We start from the raw sequence: 16,467 nt of genomic DNA on the forward strand, positions 1-16,467 counted from the left end.
AAGGCTGGTTGCCGCTCTCCTCCGTGAAAGTTGGCGTGCTCTGCCACGTCAGATAGTGCGAACATCGCGCTTCTTCGGTTCAAACCGTCTTCGTCACCATCAGCCAGAAGATCGCGAGAAACGCGACGAAGGCGAGCACGCCGAGCATCGTCCAGATTGCCATGAGCCGCCAGAAGCGCCGCGACAGCTTCGCTTTCGATGCCGCGCAGTTCCGGGCTTCGGCTGCGATCAGGACCTGCAGCCATACGACCGGCAGCCAGCACGCAATCGCGAACACATAGAGCCCGATAGACCAGGCGAGCCACGGCGTTCGCATCGGAAAGCCGACGAGCCGCATCATCAAGTAGCCGGTAAGCGGCTGGATGACAGCCGTCGGCGTCGTGAACAGCCAGTCCGCCAGAACAACGAGACGGCTGACACGCGCCACCGTGCGCGCATCCCGCGCGAGGCTCGTGCTTAGAAGGAAAAACGCCGAGCCTATTCCAGTGCCGAACAGGACAGTGGACGACAGGACGTGCAGCCACTTGATCGTGAGGTATGTCACTTTCGATTCCTGCGATCCAGTTGCACCAGAAGGACGAGGGCCGCCAGCATCGGCAGGTTCTTCGAGAGCGGGCCATACGGATGCAGCCAGAACTCAGGCAGGCGCCAGCTAATGAGGACAGTGTAAAGAATGATCAATGCAATCTGGCAGTGCCACAGGCGCGTGCGCGGACCCAGACGCCGGGGCCACCACAGCGACAGGCAGCCGAGCAGCAAATCGAACAACGCAGCGGAGTAGAGCAGGAACACTCGCGTGCCGGCCGGTGCCCCGACCCTCTGAAGAAGATGGAGACTTTCCGCTCGCGGGTAAAGCCATGCCGAGACGATCGCCGTCCAGATCCAGACCGCCGCAACCGACGCGATCAGCAACGGAATAAGCCATGTCAGTTTCGCCCGTACGCCAAGGCTCTCCGGCATTGCCCGCAGTTGCGAGAGGGGTCGAGGGGGCCTGCCGAGCCATCGCGTCATGCCGTCGGCGGATGCAGTATTGCCACGTTCGAGCATGCCGATCGAATCGCTACTGACGAACCCGCCCGGTAGCCGTTCGCCGATTCGCGCGCTTATTCGCACGAGAGACATCGGCAAGGAGACGAAGCGCGGCGCGCTTGCGCCCGCGAGTCTCGCGAGCACCGCGAGGTAGCTTCGCATCGTCATCGGTTCAGGGCCTACGGCGGCGACCGTTTCGCTGACGGCATCGGTTGCAAGGGCGCCTCTCATCACCAGCTCGACGACGTCATCGACGTGTACGGGTTGAATGCGCTGCAAGCCACGCCCCGGCAGCGGGACGACCGGCAGCGTCGACCATGCGCTGAGGAACGTGGTGCTGGCTCCCTCGGGCGCAAACACAAGGGACGGCTGCACGATCAGCGATGAGACCGGCGACGCGCGCAATGCGTCGTCGGCTGCGCGCTTGGTGAGGTGGTAGCTGCTTACGGCATGCTCGTCCGCGCCGAGGGCCGATATCTGCACGATCCGCCGCACTCCGGCGCGCACCGAGGCGTCGAAGAGCAGGGCAGGGGCGTCCGCATGCAGACGTTGGAAATCGTGGCCCGTGCGATCGCTGAATATGCCGACTGCATTGATCACCACATCGACGCCTTCGAGAAGCGGTATCAAAGTTGCTTGATCGTGGACGTGGGCGAAGTCGAGCGTGACGAACCGGAATCCTTCGTTCGCACGTGCGTCCGCTGGCGGGCGCCTCGCGCAGCAGATGACCGAATGCCCGCCCGCGCGCAAGGCCATTGCGATGCGCGAACCGAGAAGGCCGGTAGAACCGGTAAGGAATATAACCATGACGCTGGGCATCGATCCGAAGAGAGACATCTTGTGGCCCGGCATTATGGCCGGGCTGCTGTCGACGGCGGCGCTCGCCGCGTGCGGGCGCCTGCACGGCACGCGCGCCGCGGCCCCGGTGAGCGCCGTCAGTCACTGGGTCTGGCCGCAAGAAGTGAACCAAACGGCGCGCCCCGAGCCGAGGCACTTCCTTACCGGTCTGGCTATCCATCAGATCATGTCCATAGGATGGGCAGCCGGGAACGCGCTCGCCTTCGCAGCGGTGCGCCGTTCGCTGGGCCATAGGCAAGCGCAAGCGCACCGCCGACGGATTGCCTTGGCGGCCGCTACAACGCTCGCGGCGGCGGCTAGCGACTACGTGGTCATGCCCAAGCGTTTCACGCCCGGGTTCGAATATCACTTGCCGGTTGCGCATATCGCGGCGGTGTACGTCGCCTTTGGAGCCGGGCTCGTCGGACCTTTTCTGTTCTCGCGCGCGTCTCGCGCTTCGTCTGCTGTTTAGCCAGCGCATACGCGCAGCTTCCCCGCAGAGGGGCGAAGTCCGCGCGTATTTCTCCGAGGACGCGCCACATGCGATCGTTTTCCTTCAGCCAGTCGATGAACGCGCGCAGCGGCGCGGGCACGTGCCGGCGTCCCGGATAGTACAGAAACGGCCCGGGAAACGGCTGTCTCCAGTCGTCGAGTATCGGCACGAGCGCGCCGCTTTCAACGTGCGGCTGCAACATCTCCGCGAACAGATGGATGATGCCGAGCCCCTCGATCGCTGCGTCGATCATCAGGCCCAGTGCCGCGCCGGGGCGCACCACGAGACGCGACGGCGGATCGATGCGCACGACTTCGCCATTGCGTTCGAACTGCCACGCGGGCCGCGCGCCACTCGAGAACTGGCCGCGCACACTGCTATGCGCGAGCAGATCGCGCGGATGTCCGGGCGTGCCGTGCGCCTTCAGATAGCCGGGCGAAGCGGCGGTCGTGAAGTGCTGGATGCGCGGGCCGATCGGCATCGCGATCATGTCTTGTTCGAGCTTGTCGTCGTAGCGGATGCCAGCATCGCAGCCGATCGACAGGACATCGACGAAGCCGTCTTCCACCATCACTTCCACGCGAATGTCGGGATATGCCTGCATGAACCCGGCAAGCAGCGCCGGCAGTAGCGTGCGCGCAGCGCTCGCGGGCACGTTGAGCTTCAGCGTGCCGCTCGGCGAATCGCGATAGCCGTTCAGCACATCGAGCGCTCTTTCCATCTCGCCGAACAACGGCGACAGCGTGTCGATCAAGCGCTGACCCGCCTCCGTCGGCGACACGCTGCGCGTCGTGCGGTTCAACAAGCGCAATCCGAGCTTGGTTTCGAGCCTGCGCACCGCGATGGAGAGAGACGACGCCGATACCCCATTGGTGCGGGCCGCGTCGCGAAAGCCGCCTGCGCGGGCGACGGACACAAAGGCAGTGAGATCGTTCAAATCCACATCAGGACCGTTTCGTTTTTTGAACAACCCGTGCACGTTAGCCCGATTTATTCAACGCCACAAGCTGGAGATAATGAGCGCCATCAAACCAGCCACCGGAGCGATGCAATGAAAAAGACCTATGAGTTTGCGGGACGCGAAGTGAATCGAATGGGTTACGGCGCGATGCAGCTTGCAGGACCGGGCGTCTTCGGCCCGCCGAAGGATCGCGCGGCCGCGATCGCCGTGTTGAGAGAAGCCGTTGCTGCGGGCGTGAATCATATCGATACCAGCGATTTCTACGGCCGGCACGTCACCAACCAGATCATCCGCGAGGCGCTGCATCCGTATCCGTCGAATCTGACGATCGTGACTAAAGTCGGCGCCATGCGTGACGACAAGGGCGGCTGGCTGCCCGCGTTCGAACCCGACGATCTGCGCCGGGGCGTCGAAGACAATCTTCGCAACCTCGGCGTCGATGCCATCGACGTGGTCAATCTTCGCATCATGGGCGACATTCACCGGCCGACGGAAGGCTCGATCGAACCGCAGATGCATGCACTCGCCGCGATGCAGCAGGAGGGCATGATCCGCCACATCGGCTTGTCGAATGCCACGTCGACGCAGGTGCGCGACGCGCGAAACATTGCGCCGATCGTATGCGTTCAAAATCACTATAACCTCGTGAATCGCGATGACGACGCGCTCGTCGATGAACTGGCGCGGGAACACATCGCGTATGTGCCGTTCTTTCCGCTCGGCGGCTTCTCGCCGATCCAATCGGATGCGCTGTCGCATATCGCAGCGCGTCTGAACGCCACCGCGATGCAGATTGCGCTTGCGTGGCTGCTGCATCGATCCCCGAACATGCTGCTCATTCCGGGCACGTCGTCGGTGACGCATTTGCGCGAGAACCTGAAAGCCGCCGATATCGCGTTGAGTGACGAGGTGTTGAGGGAACTGGACGCGATAGGGGGCGCTGACGCGCGTTCGGCATAAACGACGTGCTCAACTCGCAAGACGATTCGGCTGCCGCGCGCGCGAAGCACTTCGAGCGGATGTGTGGACGCGCGTGGCTTCGTAGAGGACATTGCATACCGGCGAACCCATGCAGTGACGTGCCCACACGGGGTTTAGTTGCGTATACCGGGGTGCCCTAGTGTAGCTTGTATATCTTCAAGGCCCATTCAAAGGAGGCGTGATGACCGCTACCGATGTCCTGTTTCGTCCTTTCCGTATCGGCGCGATGAAGCTGGCGAACCGCATGGACATGGCACCTGTTTGTCATTTGCAGTAAATGTGAGGACATATGAGCAACCTTCATGGAAAGATCGCCGTTGTGGTCGGCGGCAGTGGCGGCATCGGTGGAGCAATCGCAGAGCGGTTCGCGGCGGACGGCGCCACAGTGTACGCCAGCAGTCGTCGCGTCGAAGAGAGAGAGGTCGCGCTCGGGGCCGGAAGGCTGCGTACGCGCCGCGCCGATGCATCCGATCTGACGTCGCTCGCTGCCTTCTTTGACGCGGTGAGGAGCGAGGCCGGACGAGTGGACGTGCTCGCCGTCAACGCCGGCATCTCAGAGTTCGCGACTCTCGAAGACATCAGCGAAGAACATTTCGACCGGACCTTCGACGTCAACGTCCGCGCGCTGCTGTTCGCCGTGAAGGCGGCGACGGCGATCATGCCGGACGGTGGCTCGATCGTGCTCGTAGGCTCCATCGCGGATGAGCTCGGCACCAAGGGCTACGGCGTCTACGGGGCAACCAAGGCTGCTGTCCGCTCGTTCGCGCGGACCATGGCCAATGAGCTGGCGCACCGCAACATCCGCGTCAACGTCGTAGCACCAGGACCAATCGACACCGCGATGATGGCTGCGGTGTCCGACGACGTGCGCAAGACGCTGATGGAACGGATTCCGCTTGCGCGTTTGGGTCGTGCCGAGGAAGTCGCATCGGCGGCGTTGTTCCTCGCCAGCGACCAAAGCAGCTTTATCACTGGAGCCGAGCTACCGGTCGATGGCGGCATGGCGCAGGTTTGAGCTGCGCCGCTTTCCGAAGGACATGGCGCTGCCACTCAACAGCGAGCAGCTTCGTCGCCGATCGAGCCGGACGGCAGAGCGCGCGTCTCAACTCGCAAAAAGGCACTATATGGTCTTCAGATATCGACACGCACACCATGTCCAAAGACGTTCTCGACCTGCCGCTCGATGTCACCGCGACTCGGCCCATCCTGGAACATATCGCCAACAAGTGGACGGTGCTGATTCTGAGCGTCCTCTGCACGCAGCCGGCACGGTTCAACGACCTCAAGCGCCGCCTGGACGGCATCACGCCCAAGGCCTTGTCCGAGGCATTGAGGCGTTTGGAGCGCAACGGCCTTATCTATCGCAAAGTCCTGCCGACGCAGCCGATCGGTGTCGAGTACACGATCTCCGCTCTAGGCTGCTCGCTACGCGAACCCTTTGCTGCACTTTACAACTGGTCGCTGGCCAATGGCTCCGCACTGAAAAGAGCACAGTGTACCTATGACGCTTCCAGCAGGAACGAAGAGTTAAGGAAGAAGATTTAGAACATGCTTGTCGTCCCGTACGCGGGACGGCAACGCGCATCGAGCCGTCCTCAACTGATGCGCCGTTCATTCCCCGGCGTCATATCGATAGCATCATCTGGATTATTCGTTTGAGCCGAGGAGTGTGTTCGTCGCCACCTACTATCTCTCGCGATGCACCGCCCCTATAGTCGCTTCAACATCACGCAACCCATGTTGACGGTCGAACATCCAATCAAGGACTGATATGACGAAGCTACCGGGAAAGATCGCCGTAATCACGGGCGGAAACAGCGGCATGGGCTTGGCGACGGCCCGACTCTTCGCTAAGGAAGGAGCGAAGGTCATCATCACAGGGCGCCGCCAGAAGGAGCTCGACGAAGCGGTGAAGAGCATCGGTGCCGACGCGGAAGGCGTGCTGGGCGATGTCTCCAAGCTGTCGGATCTGGACAAGCTTCACGATCACGTGAAAGCCAAATACGGCCGCGTGGACATCATCTTCGCGAACGCGGGTCTGGGTTCGTTCGCACCGATCGATCACGTTACGGAAGCGCACTTCGATGAAACATTCAACGTCAACGTGAAGGGTACTTACTTCACGGTGCAGAAGCTTCTTCCGCTGGTGCCGGACGGTGGAACGATCATTCTGAACGCGTCGATTGCATCGTCCACCGGTATGGAAGCGTTCAGCGTTTATTCGGCCACTAAAGCTGCGGTGCGTTCGTTGGCGCGCACGTTGACGGCGGATCTCAAGGCACGCAAGATTCGTGTGAATGCGATCAGCCCAGGTCCTATAGATACACCGATCTTCGGCAAGGCCGGCCTAACCGACGAACAGATCGAAGGCTTCAAATCGGGGATTGCTGCGCAGGTGCCACTGGGCCGCATTGGTCTCTCGGAAGAAATCGCCAAGCCGGCGTTGTTCCTGGCATCCGACGATAGCAGCTATATCTCGGGCATCGAACTCACCGTCGATGGCGGGATGGCACAAGTCTAAGAGAACGCGGCAGGTGCGCGGCATCGGGCGTTCCCCAACGGAGCAGTCACGAGTCGACAGTGCGCACTGGCATGTTCGACGTCACGCGACGGCAATTCCATCACTCGCGGCGCTGAATAGTCGCCGTCGCAATTCCCGCTCCGGCGAACGCGCACGCAGCCGCGACCAGCGCGACGGCGCGTAGCGCGTCAGCAATGGCGTCGGCGTCGGCGCGTGCGACCGGTAGCGCATGTCCACCGCCCGTTGCTGTCGCAGACTCGATTCCAGACTGCAACGACGTCGCAGTCACCCGTGCATTCTGCGGCACGTGCAACGCGTCGAGCCGTGCCGACAACGCCGCGTGGTGCGACCAGACGAACACAATGCCGAGCACGGCAATCGCCAGCAGGCTAGCCACGCGCGCAACAGCGTTGTTGATGCCCGACGCAATGCCCGCACGGTCGGCCGGCACCGAATCCATGACGGTCGTGGTCAACGGCGCGACCGTGATGGTCATCCCGAGCCCAAGCACGGTCAGCGCAGGGAAGAATCCGGCCCAATAGCTGATGCCCGCAGATGGCAGCGCCAGCAGTGCGAAACCGATTCCGGCGACGCTCGGCCCGGCCGTCAGCAGCAAGCGCGAGCCAAAGCGGCTCGTCAGTCCGCCGGTAAATCGCGAGAGCAGACCGATGATGACGGGCGCCGGAAGCAGCGCGGCACCCGCTTGCGTCGCCGTGTAGTCATGTGCGCGGATCAGCGTGAACGGCAGGAAGAAAAATACGCCACCCAAGCCGAAGTAAAGCAGCAGTGTCACAAGATTGGCGCCTGCGAAATCTCGCGAGCGAAAGACGTCGAGCGGCATCATCGGGTGACGGCTTTTCGCCTCGATCCGCACGAATACGGCCAGCACGACGAGACCGGCGCCGATTGCGGACAGTACGAACGGATCGGCGAACCGATGCGCGGCCGCGTCGGTGAGGCCGTATGTGAGCGCGCCAAGTCCTGCTGCCGCGCAGAGCGCGCCGGGCCAGTCGACTTGTCGAGGCCCATCGAGCCTGCGGCTATCGGGCACTGACAAGATGGCGAGCGCAATCGTCAGCGCTGCAAGCGGCACGTTGAGGAAGAAGATCGCTCGCCACGACAACGCATCGACGAGCCAGCCGCCTGCTACCGGCCCCACCGCCGATGTAATCGCGCCCGCGCCGGCCCAAGTGCCGATTGCACGCCCGCGGGCTTCGCCTTCGAATACGGCGCCTATGATCGCAAGACTGCTCGGCACGAGCATTGCGGCGCCGATGCCCTGAAACGCGCGCGCGGCGATCAGCGCATGGACGGTCGGCGCCAACCCGCAAGCGGCCGACGCGAGCGTGAACAGCGAGATGCCCGCAATGAAGATCGTGCGGCGGCCGAAGTGATCGCCCATTGATCCGCCCACCAGCACGAGCGCCCCGAGAAAAAGCAGGTATGCATTCACCACCCACTGCACCGCCTGGACGCTCGCGCGGAAGTCAGTCTGAATGGCGGGCAGCGCGACATTGACGACGGACCCGTCGATGAACGCCATGCTCGACCCGAGGATCGTCGCGGCGAGCGCGAGACGCGTGCGACGGCAGGGACGGTCCACTCTCGTTGGCTGCGAGCGAATGAAAAGCTCGTCGCACGGGGTTCCCTGCGCAGGCACGGCGCACGGCTTTCTCGGCTCGCTGTCGAGTAAATCCCGGTTGACCAAGTTAGCCCCCGCTCTCATCGATGCTCAGTAGCATAACAATGCAAGGCGACGCGAAGCAGCAGTTCTTAACCTCCGACTCCAACTGCAACTCGTAAGAAAGCCCGGGGCAGGCCATTCATTCAAGCGTTATGCCATCGAACCGATGGCCGCCGAGCGGACTGATCAAGTATCCGTGCACCCGCTTGGAGATGGGCTGGAACGTGTTAGCGTGCGCGATCGGCGTGTAAGGGACCTGGTCCTTGAACACGACCTGCGCTTCTTCGTAGAGCTTCGTGCGCGCGCTCTGATCGGTGATGAGCCGGGCTTTCGAGAGCAGATCGTCGAATTGCTTGTTGCACCATTTCGCCATGTTGCTGCCGTGCACGGCGTCGCAGCCGAGCGTCGTGCCGAGCCAGTTGTCGGGATCGCCATTGTCACCGAGCCAGCCGTAGAGGATGGCGTCATGCTCGCCATTGGTCTTCGCGCGCTTGTTGTACTCGGCCCATTCGTAAGTCACGATGTTCGCCTTCACGCCGATCTTCGCCCAGTCGGACTGGATGAGTTGCGCCATCAGCCGCGCGTTCGGGTTGTAGCCGCGCTGCACAGGCATGGCCCAGAGCGTGATGGCGAAGCCGTCGGGAAAGCCTGCCTCTTTCAGTAACGCTCGCGCGCGTGCCGGATCATAAGGCGCGTCCTTCAACGCCTTGTTATACGACCATTGCGATGGCGGCATCGGGTTGGTGGCGACCGTCGCGGCGCCTTCGTACACGGACTTGATGATCGCTTGTTTGTCGATAGCCATGTCGAGCGCGCGACGCACCTGCACGTTGTCGAGCGGCTTGTGCGTTGTGTTGTATCCGACGTAAGCGACGTTGAAGCCCACGCCCGACAGCACCGCGAGATTCGGCTTCTTCTTCGCGCTCGCAATATCGGCCGGCCGTGCGAAAGACGTGACCTGGCATTCGCCGCTCTCGAGTTTCTGTTCGCGCACGGCGGCGTCCGGTGTGATGGAGAAGACGAGCTTGTCGATGTGCACGTCCTTCCGGTTCCAGAAGGTCGGATTGGCGTCGTAGCGAATCGTCGAGTCTTTCTGATAATCGCGGAAAACAAACGCGCCCGTGCCAACGGGCTTTTGGTTGAAGTCCTCCACGTTGCCCGACTTGAGCAGTTGCGCGGCATATTCCGCCGACACGATGGATGCAAACTCCATCGCCACATTGCGCACGAACACGACGTCCGGCGTCCTGAGCGTAAAGCGCACCGTGTACTCGTCCAGCTTGTCGACAGACGCGATGTTCTTGTCGTAGCCGAGGTCGGTCAGATACGGAAAGCTGACCGGATGCGCTTTCTGAAAAGGCTCATTCGGGTCGATCATGCGCCTGAACGTGAACACGACATCGTCCGCATTGAAGTCGCGCGTCGGCTTGAAGTAGGACGTCGATTGAAACTTCACGCCATGACGCAGATGGAACGTGAACGTCTTCGCATCCGGTGACGCGTCCCAAGTCTCGGCGAGACCCGGCGTGAGATCCAGCGTGCCGCGCTTGAACTCGACGAGTGTGTCGAAGACGGCGTGCGCGCCGGCATCGAAGTCCGTGCTGGTCGTGTATTGCGCGGAATCGAATCCGGCGGGACTGCCTTCGGAGCAGAACACGAGCGTCTTGCTTGCTGCTTGCGCGGATTGCGGCGCGCACGTGAATGCAGCGAGGGCGGTAAGCGCGGAGAGGGCGACGGAACGCATCGGCGCGGCCCATGCACTGCGTGTTGCGGCGATTGTTGTCATTGTCGCTTTGGCACGAGAAGGGTTGTCATCCCGCGTGAGAGCGGGGTCGATCGCGTACTTTACCAACAGAAGCAATTACGCACATACTCCGCCGCTGCAAAAGAGGTAGATGTGTGGATTCCCAACGATCATCAACGCAGACATGGATCGTCAACGCGATAACCGGCGTCGGCGATAGCAGCGATCGTTCGATAGCCGGTGCCGACGCGTGTCGATGCGTCGCCCGCGGCAAGCTGATAGACGCCCGACAGATACACGTCGGTACGCTTCGACAATGCGTAATCGACGCCCAGCGTGAACTGATGCCAGCGCGGCTTGAGCGTCGCGCCGTTCGTGCCCGCAAGGCGCGCGTGATATCGATATGAAACCTCATTGGTTATCGCTTGACAAAGGCTGCACTAGAATGGGCCGCCGAATCTTGCCGACAAGTTGCAAGGCTAGGCGTCGACTATGTTTATGAACTTTGCTTCGTTGCCTCAAATGTCATGTCGACCGTAAGCTTTTCGATCTATCGCGATGCCGCCCGCCTGTCTGCACGCTGCGCCGGACGACGCTAAGGGCTGCGCGCATCGCGTCTTTTTGTCTGCTCGGGGAATTCCATTCGATGAACGTAAAGCGACCAGCGCTCACACGCGCTTTGGCCCTAGTCATGACGATCGCTTCAACCGCGGCGATCACCGCGTGCAGCAAATCGGAGTCCGCCACATCCGCGCATGCGGCCGCAAAACAACCGGCGACCGGCGGCGATCTCATCTGGGGCGTGACGACCGAACCCGCTTGCTTCGATCCGCATCGTTCATCGCAGCAAAACTCGTTCTGGGTCATCCGCAATTACATCGATTCCCTCGTCTCGAAGCGTACCGACGGCACCTACGCGCCGTGGCTCGCGAAGTCGTGGAGCATTGCCGACGACGGCAAGAGCTACACATTCCAGCTGCGCGACGACGTGAAGTTCACTGACGGCTCGCCGTTCAATGCTGAAGCGGTGAAGGCCAACTTCGACTACATCCTGAAGAACGTCAGCACGACATCGGCGTCGGCGTCGCTGCTCGTCGCGTTCGATCACGTCGAAGTGGTGTCGCCTTACGTCGCCAGGCTCGTCATGAAGCAGGCCGATTCCACGACGCTCGAATCGCTCTCCAGCGTGAAGCTCGGCTTCATCTCGCCGAAGGCGCTCGCCGAGAACAAGAACCTGTGCGGCGGGGGACCAGGTATCGTCGGGACAGGGCCTTTCGTGTTCAAGTCATATCAGCGTGGACAGCAGGCGACCTTCGAACGCAATCCCGATTATCGATGGGCGCCCGACAATGCGGCGCATCGCGGACCGGCCTATCTCGATCGCGTCACTTATCGGTTCTTGCCTGAGGCGGCCGTGCGAACCGGCGCGCTGAGTTCGGGGCAGGTCGATCTGATCGAAGGCGTGCAGCCCACAGACATCGCCGTATTCGACAAGGTCGATGGCTTCCAGTACGTGCACGGTCCGTCCGCGACGACGTCGTTCACGCTGAACATCAACTACACGGTGCCGCCTGCCAACGACGTCCGCGTGCGGCGCGCGCTGCGCGACGGCTTCGACCTCGACGCCATCGTCAAGAGCGTGTATCTCGGCACGGTGCGGCGCGCGTGGTCGAACATCGGTCCCGACAATCCGGACTACGCGAAACAACTCGAAGGTTCATGGGGCAACAAGATCGCCGACGCGAACCGTCTGCTCGACGAAGCCGGATGGACCGCGCGCGACAAGGACGGGTTTCGCACCAAGGACGGAAAGCGGCTAACGATCGAAGTCGGCTATCCCCAACCCTACGTCCGCGACAGCCGTGACGTGCTTATCCGTGCAGTGCAGTCGGCGCTGCGGCAGAACATCGGGCTCAATCTGGACCTGCGCATCACGACTGCAGGCGACTTCGCCAATCAGAAGGCGACCGGCGTGTGGTTCATCTATCCGAACACGGACAATCCGTCCGATGTCGCGATGGAACTGTGGGACATGCTCGGCGACAAGGGCTTCCTCTATAGCGCCATTCCTGCCTCCGACAAGAAGATCACCGGCGACATCGACCGCGCGCGCCTGATGCCGATCGGCGATGAACGGCGCAAGCTGCTCGGCGAGATTCAGGCACGCGCCGTCGATCAGGCGTTCATCGTGCCGCTGTTCGCGCCGGTGTATCACCTCGCGTCGAAGTCGAACGTGCATGGCATCGGTTTCGAGCCGCAACTCGACGGCCCGGCGAGCGCTTACGACATCTGGATCGACAAACAGGGAGCGTGAGATGCGCAGACAGATTGCGACGCGCCTGATGACAGGATTGCTCGTGCTGTGGCTCGCGGCGTCGGTGGCTTTCGTCGCGATACATGCGCTGCCGGGACGCATCGAGGACGTGCTCGCGGGCGATCTCGCGTATCCCGGCTTGCGCGAGGCGATCGCCGCGCAATGGGGCCTCGATCACAGTCTGCCGTGGCAATACGGGCAATTCCTGCTGCGGCTCGCGCATGGCGACCTGGGCACGTCGTTCGTGATGCAGCAGCCGGTGCTCGATCTTCTGCGCAGCCAGCTTTGGCCGACGATGCAACTCGCGTTGTCTGCCGGCGCGCTCGCGCTCGTGCTCGCCATTGTCGTGGCGACGGTGACGGCGGGCGGGGAGGGCACGCGCGGGGCGTGGGGCGCGCTCGGTGCGCGATGCGCGTCGCTGATCGAGCTCACGTTCACGTCGACGCCGGTGTTCTGGCTCGGCATGTTGCTGCTGATCGCGTTCTCCTTCCAGTTGCGGCTCTTTCCCGTATCGGGCGCGAACGGCTGGCGCGCGCTCGTCCTGCCCGCCGTGACGCTGGCGTTGCCGACCGCCGGGATTCTTTCGCAGGTGATGCGTGAATCGATTGAAGCGGCACTGGCGAAACCATTCGTCACGACGATACGCGCGCGCGGCGTGTCCGAACTCGTTCTGCGCGCGCGCCATGTGCTGCGCCATGCGTTGCTGCCGGTCGTGACGCTCGGCGGCTGGCTGATCGGCAGCCTGCTCGGCGGCGCGGTCATCACCGAGAAAATGTTCGGCAGGCCTGGCATCGGCAGCGTGACGCTCAACGCGGTGACATCGCAAGACGTTCCGGTGGTGTTGGCCGTCGTGCTGATCGCGGCGTTCGTGCACGTCGTCATTTCGACGTTGCTCGACATCGCCTATCTCTTCATCGATCCGAGGTTGCGCAGCCAATGAGCACCGTGATACGTACCGCATTCGCGCGGGGGCACGCACCGCTACCCGCGAGCGTGATGATCGCCGTTGCGTTTCTCGTCGCGCTCGGCATGGCGATGGCCTTTCCGCGCATCGTGACGCCGTTCGATCCGCTCGCGAGCGACGTCGCCGCGACGCTGCAGCCGCCCGACGCGCAGCACTGGTTCGGCACCGATCGCATCGGGCGCGACGTACTTTCCCGCGTGATACACGGCGCGCGCTATTCGTTGCTGATCGGACTCGCGAGCATGATCGTGAGCCTTGCGATCGGGCTCGTCGTCGGCCTCTTTGCGGGCTTGTCGAACCGTCTCGCCGATGAAGCCGCGTCGCGCGTCTTCGACGTGCTTTCCGCGTTTCCGCCAATCCTGTTGTCGCTCTTCGTCGTGACCTTCCTCGGACAGGGCATCGTCAATATCGCCATTGCCGTGGGCATCGCGGGCATTCCGAAGTTCGGGCGCGTGCTGCGTTCGCAGGCGCTCGTCGTGCGCCACGCGGATTACGTCACGCACGCGGTGAGCTTCGGTCTGTCGCGCATGCAGATTTTCTTTCGCCATGTGCTGCCGAACGTGCTCGTCGCGGTGCCGGTCATCGCGACGATCGATATCGGCAGCGCAATCATCGCCGTGTCAGGGCTGAGCTTTCTCGGGCTGGGTCCGCAACCGCCGACGCCCGAGTGGGGCGTGATGCTCGCCGAAGGACGCGACGTGTTGCGCGTCGCGTGGTGGCCGAGCGTGTTTCCGGGCATGGCGATCACGTTGACCGTCTTGTCGTTCGCGGTCATCGGCCGCTTCCTGCAACGCAAGTTCGAGGTACGCGCATGAACGCGCAGGCATCGGTGACGGATCGGCCGCTGGTGGAGATTCGCGGGCTGTCCATCGGTTTCGCGAATGCGCACGGCGGCACGCCGCTCGTGCAGGGCGTCGATCTGACGATCCGGCCCGGCGAATGCGTCGCGCTCGTCGGCGAGTCCGGCTCGGGCAAGAGTCTCACGGCGCGCAGTCTGATCGGTCTGGCGGGGCGCGGGGCGCGGATTATCGCGGAACGCTTCGAGATCGCCGGACGCGATGCGCTCGCGTTCACCGAGCGCGACTGGCGTGGCTTGCGGGGTCCGTTCGCAGGACTGGTGATGCAGGATGCGCTCGTCTCGCTCGATCCGCTGCGCACGATCGGCGCGGAGATCGAGGAGGTGCTCGCGCATCATCGCGTGCTGCGCTCGCGCGCCGAAAGACGTGCGCGGGTGCAGGACGTGATGACGGATGTGGGCATTCCCGAACCGGCGATGCGTGCCCGGCAATACGCGCACGAACTCTCGGGCGGCCTGCGACAGCGCGCGCTGATCGCGTCGGCGATCGCGGCCGGCCCGGCGCTCGTCATCGCGGACGAACCGACCACCGCGCTCGATGTGACCGTGCAGGCGCAAGTGCTCACGGTGCTCGGCGAGCGTCTCGCGCAGGGCGTCGGCGTCTTGCTCATCAGCCACAATCTTGCGGTGGTCGCGGGCATCGCGGATCGCGTGCTCGTGATGCACGGCGGCAAGGTCGTCGACAGCGGCGCGACGCGCGACGTGCTGCAGCATCCGTCGCACGACTACACGCGGCAGTTGCTGGCCGCGCAGCCATCGCTTGCGTCGCGCGGGCATCGGCTGAGTTCGGCGCGCATGGCGGTCGCGACGCGCACAGCGATGCCGGCGATTGTGCGCGATCAGCTGCCGCCTCGCACGGCCCCGTCTGACCGCGCGGTGCTCGATGTGGCGGGCATCGGCAAGACCTATGGACGGCGCGGCGGGGGGCGCGACCAACGCTTCACCGCGCTCGACGATGTGTCGTTTCGCGTGCGCGAGGGCGAGGTGCTTGGCATCATCGGCGAATCGGGATCGGGCAAGAGCACGTGCGGGAATATCGTGCTGGGGCTGCTTACGCCGGATCGCGGGGCCGTGCGTTTTCTGGGGCGTGAATGGAACGGCGCCGGTATCGGCGAGACGGCGCGTAGCGCGCTGCGCTCGCGCATGCAATATATCCCGCAGGATCCGTTGAGTTCGTTCGATCCGCGGCATGCCGTGCGCGAATTGCTGTTCGAGGGGCTGCATTCGCGAGGTCTTTCGAAGGCCGCGGTCCTCGATCGCAGCGTCGAATTGCTGGAGCAGGTCGGGCTGAGTGCGGCGTATCTGGACCGACGGCCGGCGTCGCTTTCTGGCGGGCAGCGGCAGCGCGTGGCGATCGCGCGGGCGCTTGCGCCGGAGCCGGCGCTGATCGTCTGCGACGAGCCGGTTTCTGCGCTCGATGTCTATGTGCAGGCGCAGGTGCTCGATCTGCTGGTGTCCCTGCAAGCCCGGCATGCGACCGCGCTGCTCTTTATCTCGCATGACCTCGATGTCGTGGGCCATCTGTGCGATCGAGTGCTCGTCCTCAAGTCCGGGCGCGTCGTGGAGGAAGGCGACGTGGAGGCGGTGTTCGCGCATCCACGGCACGCCTATACACGATTGCTGACGGCATCGGCGCCGACTTTGCGGCATGAGCGTGATGAAACACACGATGAGGCCGTATCCCTCGCGCGAGAACCGATTCCTTGACGCGGGGCGTCATGGGTGGCGCGTTTCAATCACGGTTTCGACAATCGGGCCGGAACTACGAACGGCCAGGTCTAGTCGGGATTGGGTGGTGCCATCCGAAATCCGCCTACCGGAAAACGGTCATTCGCCGGGAGCAGGCAGCTCTGACAACGTACAGCCGACGCAGGCGGCTGGGGTTCGAAGCGATGTACACACAGACGCGTGCCAACGCGTGGACCTCGTCAGCACGAGAGGCAGAAGGCGCTCTGTCAGCGCACCGGTAGGTCCGCGCTCGTCCGTCGACCTAATCCGACAAGATAATTAGCATAACGAACGAACCAACAATCGCCACGTCTATGTAGCCTACATGGCCGCGCGGCGGTGACCGAGACGCCGG

The 16,467-nt window shown here is 63.1% G+C and carries 12 protein-coding genes and 2 pseudogenes; 8 read left to right on the forward strand and 6 right to left on the reverse strand.

Annotated elements, in window-relative coordinates; all coding sequences use genetic code 11:
* Window positions 1–79 precede the first annotated feature (79 nt).
* From LDZ26_RS20010 to LDZ26_RS20020, 3 genes and pseudogenes are all read right to left on the reverse strand, one after another.
* On the reverse strand, window positions 80–544 hold the full coding sequence (locus tag LDZ26_RS20010) for a DUF2269 domain-containing protein (protein WP_244850984.1): 465 nt from the start codon (window positions 542–544) through the stop codon (window positions 80–82).
* Window positions 541–1,881, reverse strand: coding sequence for an NAD(P)H-binding protein (locus tag LDZ26_RS20015; protein WP_244850985.1), 1,341 nt, complete (start codon window positions 1,879–1,881; stop codon window positions 541–543). The genes LDZ26_RS20010 and LDZ26_RS20015 overlap by 4 nt, the downstream gene beginning before the upstream one ends.
* Before the next feature lie 533 nt (window positions 1,882–2,414).
* Window positions 2,415–3,302: pseudogene (locus tag LDZ26_RS20020) on the reverse strand (LysR substrate-binding domain-containing protein); the annotation flags it as partial.
* Between the two features lie 108 nt (window positions 3,303–3,410).
* On the opposite strand from LDZ26_RS20020, the gene LDZ26_RS20025 reads away from it, so the two are divergent.
* The 4 genes from LDZ26_RS20025 to LDZ26_RS20040 all read left to right on the forward strand — a co-directional run bounded on the left by LDZ26_RS20025 (window position 3,411) and on the right by LDZ26_RS20040 (window position 6,822).
* The gene (locus LDZ26_RS20025) at window positions 3,411–4,280 is read left to right on the forward strand and encodes an aldo/keto reductase family oxidoreductase (protein ID WP_244850986.1); all 870 of its coding nucleotides are present in this window, start codon (window positions 3,411–3,413) and stop codon (window positions 4,278–4,280) included.
* A 310-nt stretch (window positions 4,281–4,590) separates the two neighbouring features.
* Window positions 4,591–5,316 carry an SDR family NAD(P)-dependent oxidoreductase gene (locus LDZ26_RS20030; protein ID WP_244850987.1) on the forward strand — a complete coding sequence of 242 codons (726 nt, stop codon included), beginning with the start codon at window positions 4,591–4,593 and terminating at the stop codon, window positions 5,314–5,316.
* 137 nt (window positions 5,317–5,453) lie between these two features.
* Entirely contained in the window at window positions 5,454–5,846 is a 393-nt protein-coding gene (locus LDZ26_RS20035; RefSeq protein ID WP_244850988.1) for a helix-turn-helix domain-containing protein, read from the forward strand.
* Between the two features lie 226 nt (window positions 5,847–6,072).
* Entirely contained in the window at window positions 6,073–6,822 is a 750-nt protein-coding gene (locus LDZ26_RS20040) for a glucose 1-dehydrogenase (protein WP_244850989.1), read from the forward strand.
* 100 nt (window positions 6,823–6,922) lie between these two features.
* On the opposite strand, the gene LDZ26_RS20045 is transcribed toward LDZ26_RS20040, so the two are convergent.
* The 3 genes and pseudogenes from LDZ26_RS20045 to LDZ26_RS20055 form a co-directional block, all read right to left on the reverse strand.
* A complete protein-coding gene (locus tag LDZ26_RS20045) occupies window positions 6,923–8,548 on the reverse strand; it encodes an MFS transporter (RefSeq protein ID WP_244850990.1) in 1,626 nt (541 codons plus the stop codon).
* Between the two features lie 97 nt (window positions 8,549–8,645).
* Window positions 8,646–10,250 (reverse strand): ABC transporter substrate-binding protein, encoded by a 1,605-nt coding sequence (locus tag LDZ26_RS20050; RefSeq protein ID WP_244850991.1) that lies wholly within the window; start codon window positions 10,248–10,250, stop codon window positions 8,646–8,648.
* A gap of 173 nt (window positions 10,251–10,423) precedes the next feature.
* Window positions 10,424–10,636: pseudogene (locus LDZ26_RS20055) on the reverse strand (hypothetical protein); the annotation flags it as partial.
* Window positions 10,637–10,941: 305 nt separating this feature from the next.
* Here LDZ26_RS20055 and LDZ26_RS20060 point away from each other — a divergent pair.
* Genes LDZ26_RS20060 through nikE form a run of 4 tightly spaced genes read left to right on the forward strand, consistent with a single transcriptional unit; the run spans window position 10,942 to window position 16,091 of the window.
* Window positions 10,942–12,564, forward strand: coding sequence for an ABC transporter substrate-binding protein (locus tag LDZ26_RS20060; protein ID WP_244850992.1), 1,623 nt, complete (start codon window positions 10,942–10,944; stop codon window positions 12,562–12,564).
* A gap of 1 nt (window position 12,565) precedes the next feature.
* Window positions 12,566–13,504: an ABC transporter permease gene (locus tag LDZ26_RS20065; RefSeq protein ID WP_244850993.1), complete on the forward strand. Its 939-nt coding sequence runs from the start codon at window positions 12,566–12,568 to the stop codon at window positions 13,502–13,504.
* Window positions 13,501–14,343, forward strand: coding sequence for an ABC transporter permease (locus tag LDZ26_RS20070; RefSeq protein WP_244850994.1), 843 nt, complete (start codon window positions 13,501–13,503; stop codon window positions 14,341–14,343). Before LDZ26_RS20065 ends, LDZ26_RS20070 begins: the two co-directional genes overlap by 4 nt.
* Window positions 14,340–16,091 carry an ABC transporter ATP-binding protein gene (nikE, locus tag LDZ26_RS20075; protein ID WP_244850995.1) on the forward strand — a complete coding sequence of 584 codons (1,752 nt, stop codon included), beginning with the start codon at window positions 14,340–14,342 and terminating at the stop codon, window positions 16,089–16,091. The genes LDZ26_RS20070 and nikE overlap by 4 nt, the downstream gene beginning before the upstream one ends.
* Window positions 16,092–16,467: the final 376 nt, after the last annotated feature.

Source organism: Caballeronia sp. SL2Y3 (assembly GCF_022879575.1).
Classification (GTDB): domain Bacteria; phylum Pseudomonadota; class Gammaproteobacteria; order Burkholderiales; family Burkholderiaceae; genus Caballeronia.

Coding starts and splice junctions, on each gene's coding strand:
- LDZ26_RS20015 (WP_244850985.1), bottom strand. CDS start 1,881: ATGCCGGGCCACAAGATGTCTCTCTTCGGATCGATGCCCAGCGTCATG.
- LDZ26_RS20025 (WP_244850986.1), top strand. CDS start 3,411: ATGAAAAAGACCTATGAGTTTGCGGGACGCGAAGTGAATCGAATGGGT.
- LDZ26_RS20030 (WP_244850987.1), top strand. CDS start 4,591: ATGAGCAACCTTCATGGAAAGATCGCCGTTGTGGTCGGCGGCAGTGGC.
- LDZ26_RS20035 (WP_244850988.1), top strand. CDS start 5,454: ATGTCCAAAGACGTTCTCGACCTGCCGCTCGATGTCACCGCGACTCGG.
- LDZ26_RS20040 (WP_244850989.1), top strand. CDS start 6,073: ATGACGAAGCTACCGGGAAAGATCGCCGTAATCACGGGCGGAAACAGC.
- LDZ26_RS20045 (WP_244850990.1), bottom strand. CDS start 8,548: ATGAGAGCGGGGGCTAACTTGGTCAACCGGGATTTACTCGACAGCGAG.
- LDZ26_RS20050 (WP_244850991.1), bottom strand. CDS start 10,250: ATGCGTTCCGTCGCCCTCTCCGCGCTTACCGCCCTCGCTGCATTCACG.
- LDZ26_RS20060 (WP_244850992.1), top strand. CDS start 10,942: ATGACGATCGCTTCAACCGCGGCGATCACCGCGTGCAGCAAATCGGAG.
- LDZ26_RS20065 (WP_244850993.1), top strand. CDS start 12,566: ATGCGCAGACAGATTGCGACGCGCCTGATGACAGGATTGCTCGTGCTG.
- LDZ26_RS20070 (WP_244850994.1), top strand. CDS start 13,501: ATGAGCACCGTGATACGTACCGCATTCGCGCGGGGGCACGCACCGCTA.
- nikE (WP_244850995.1), top strand. CDS start 14,340: ATGAACGCGCAGGCATCGGTGACGGATCGGCCGCTGGTGGAGATTCGC.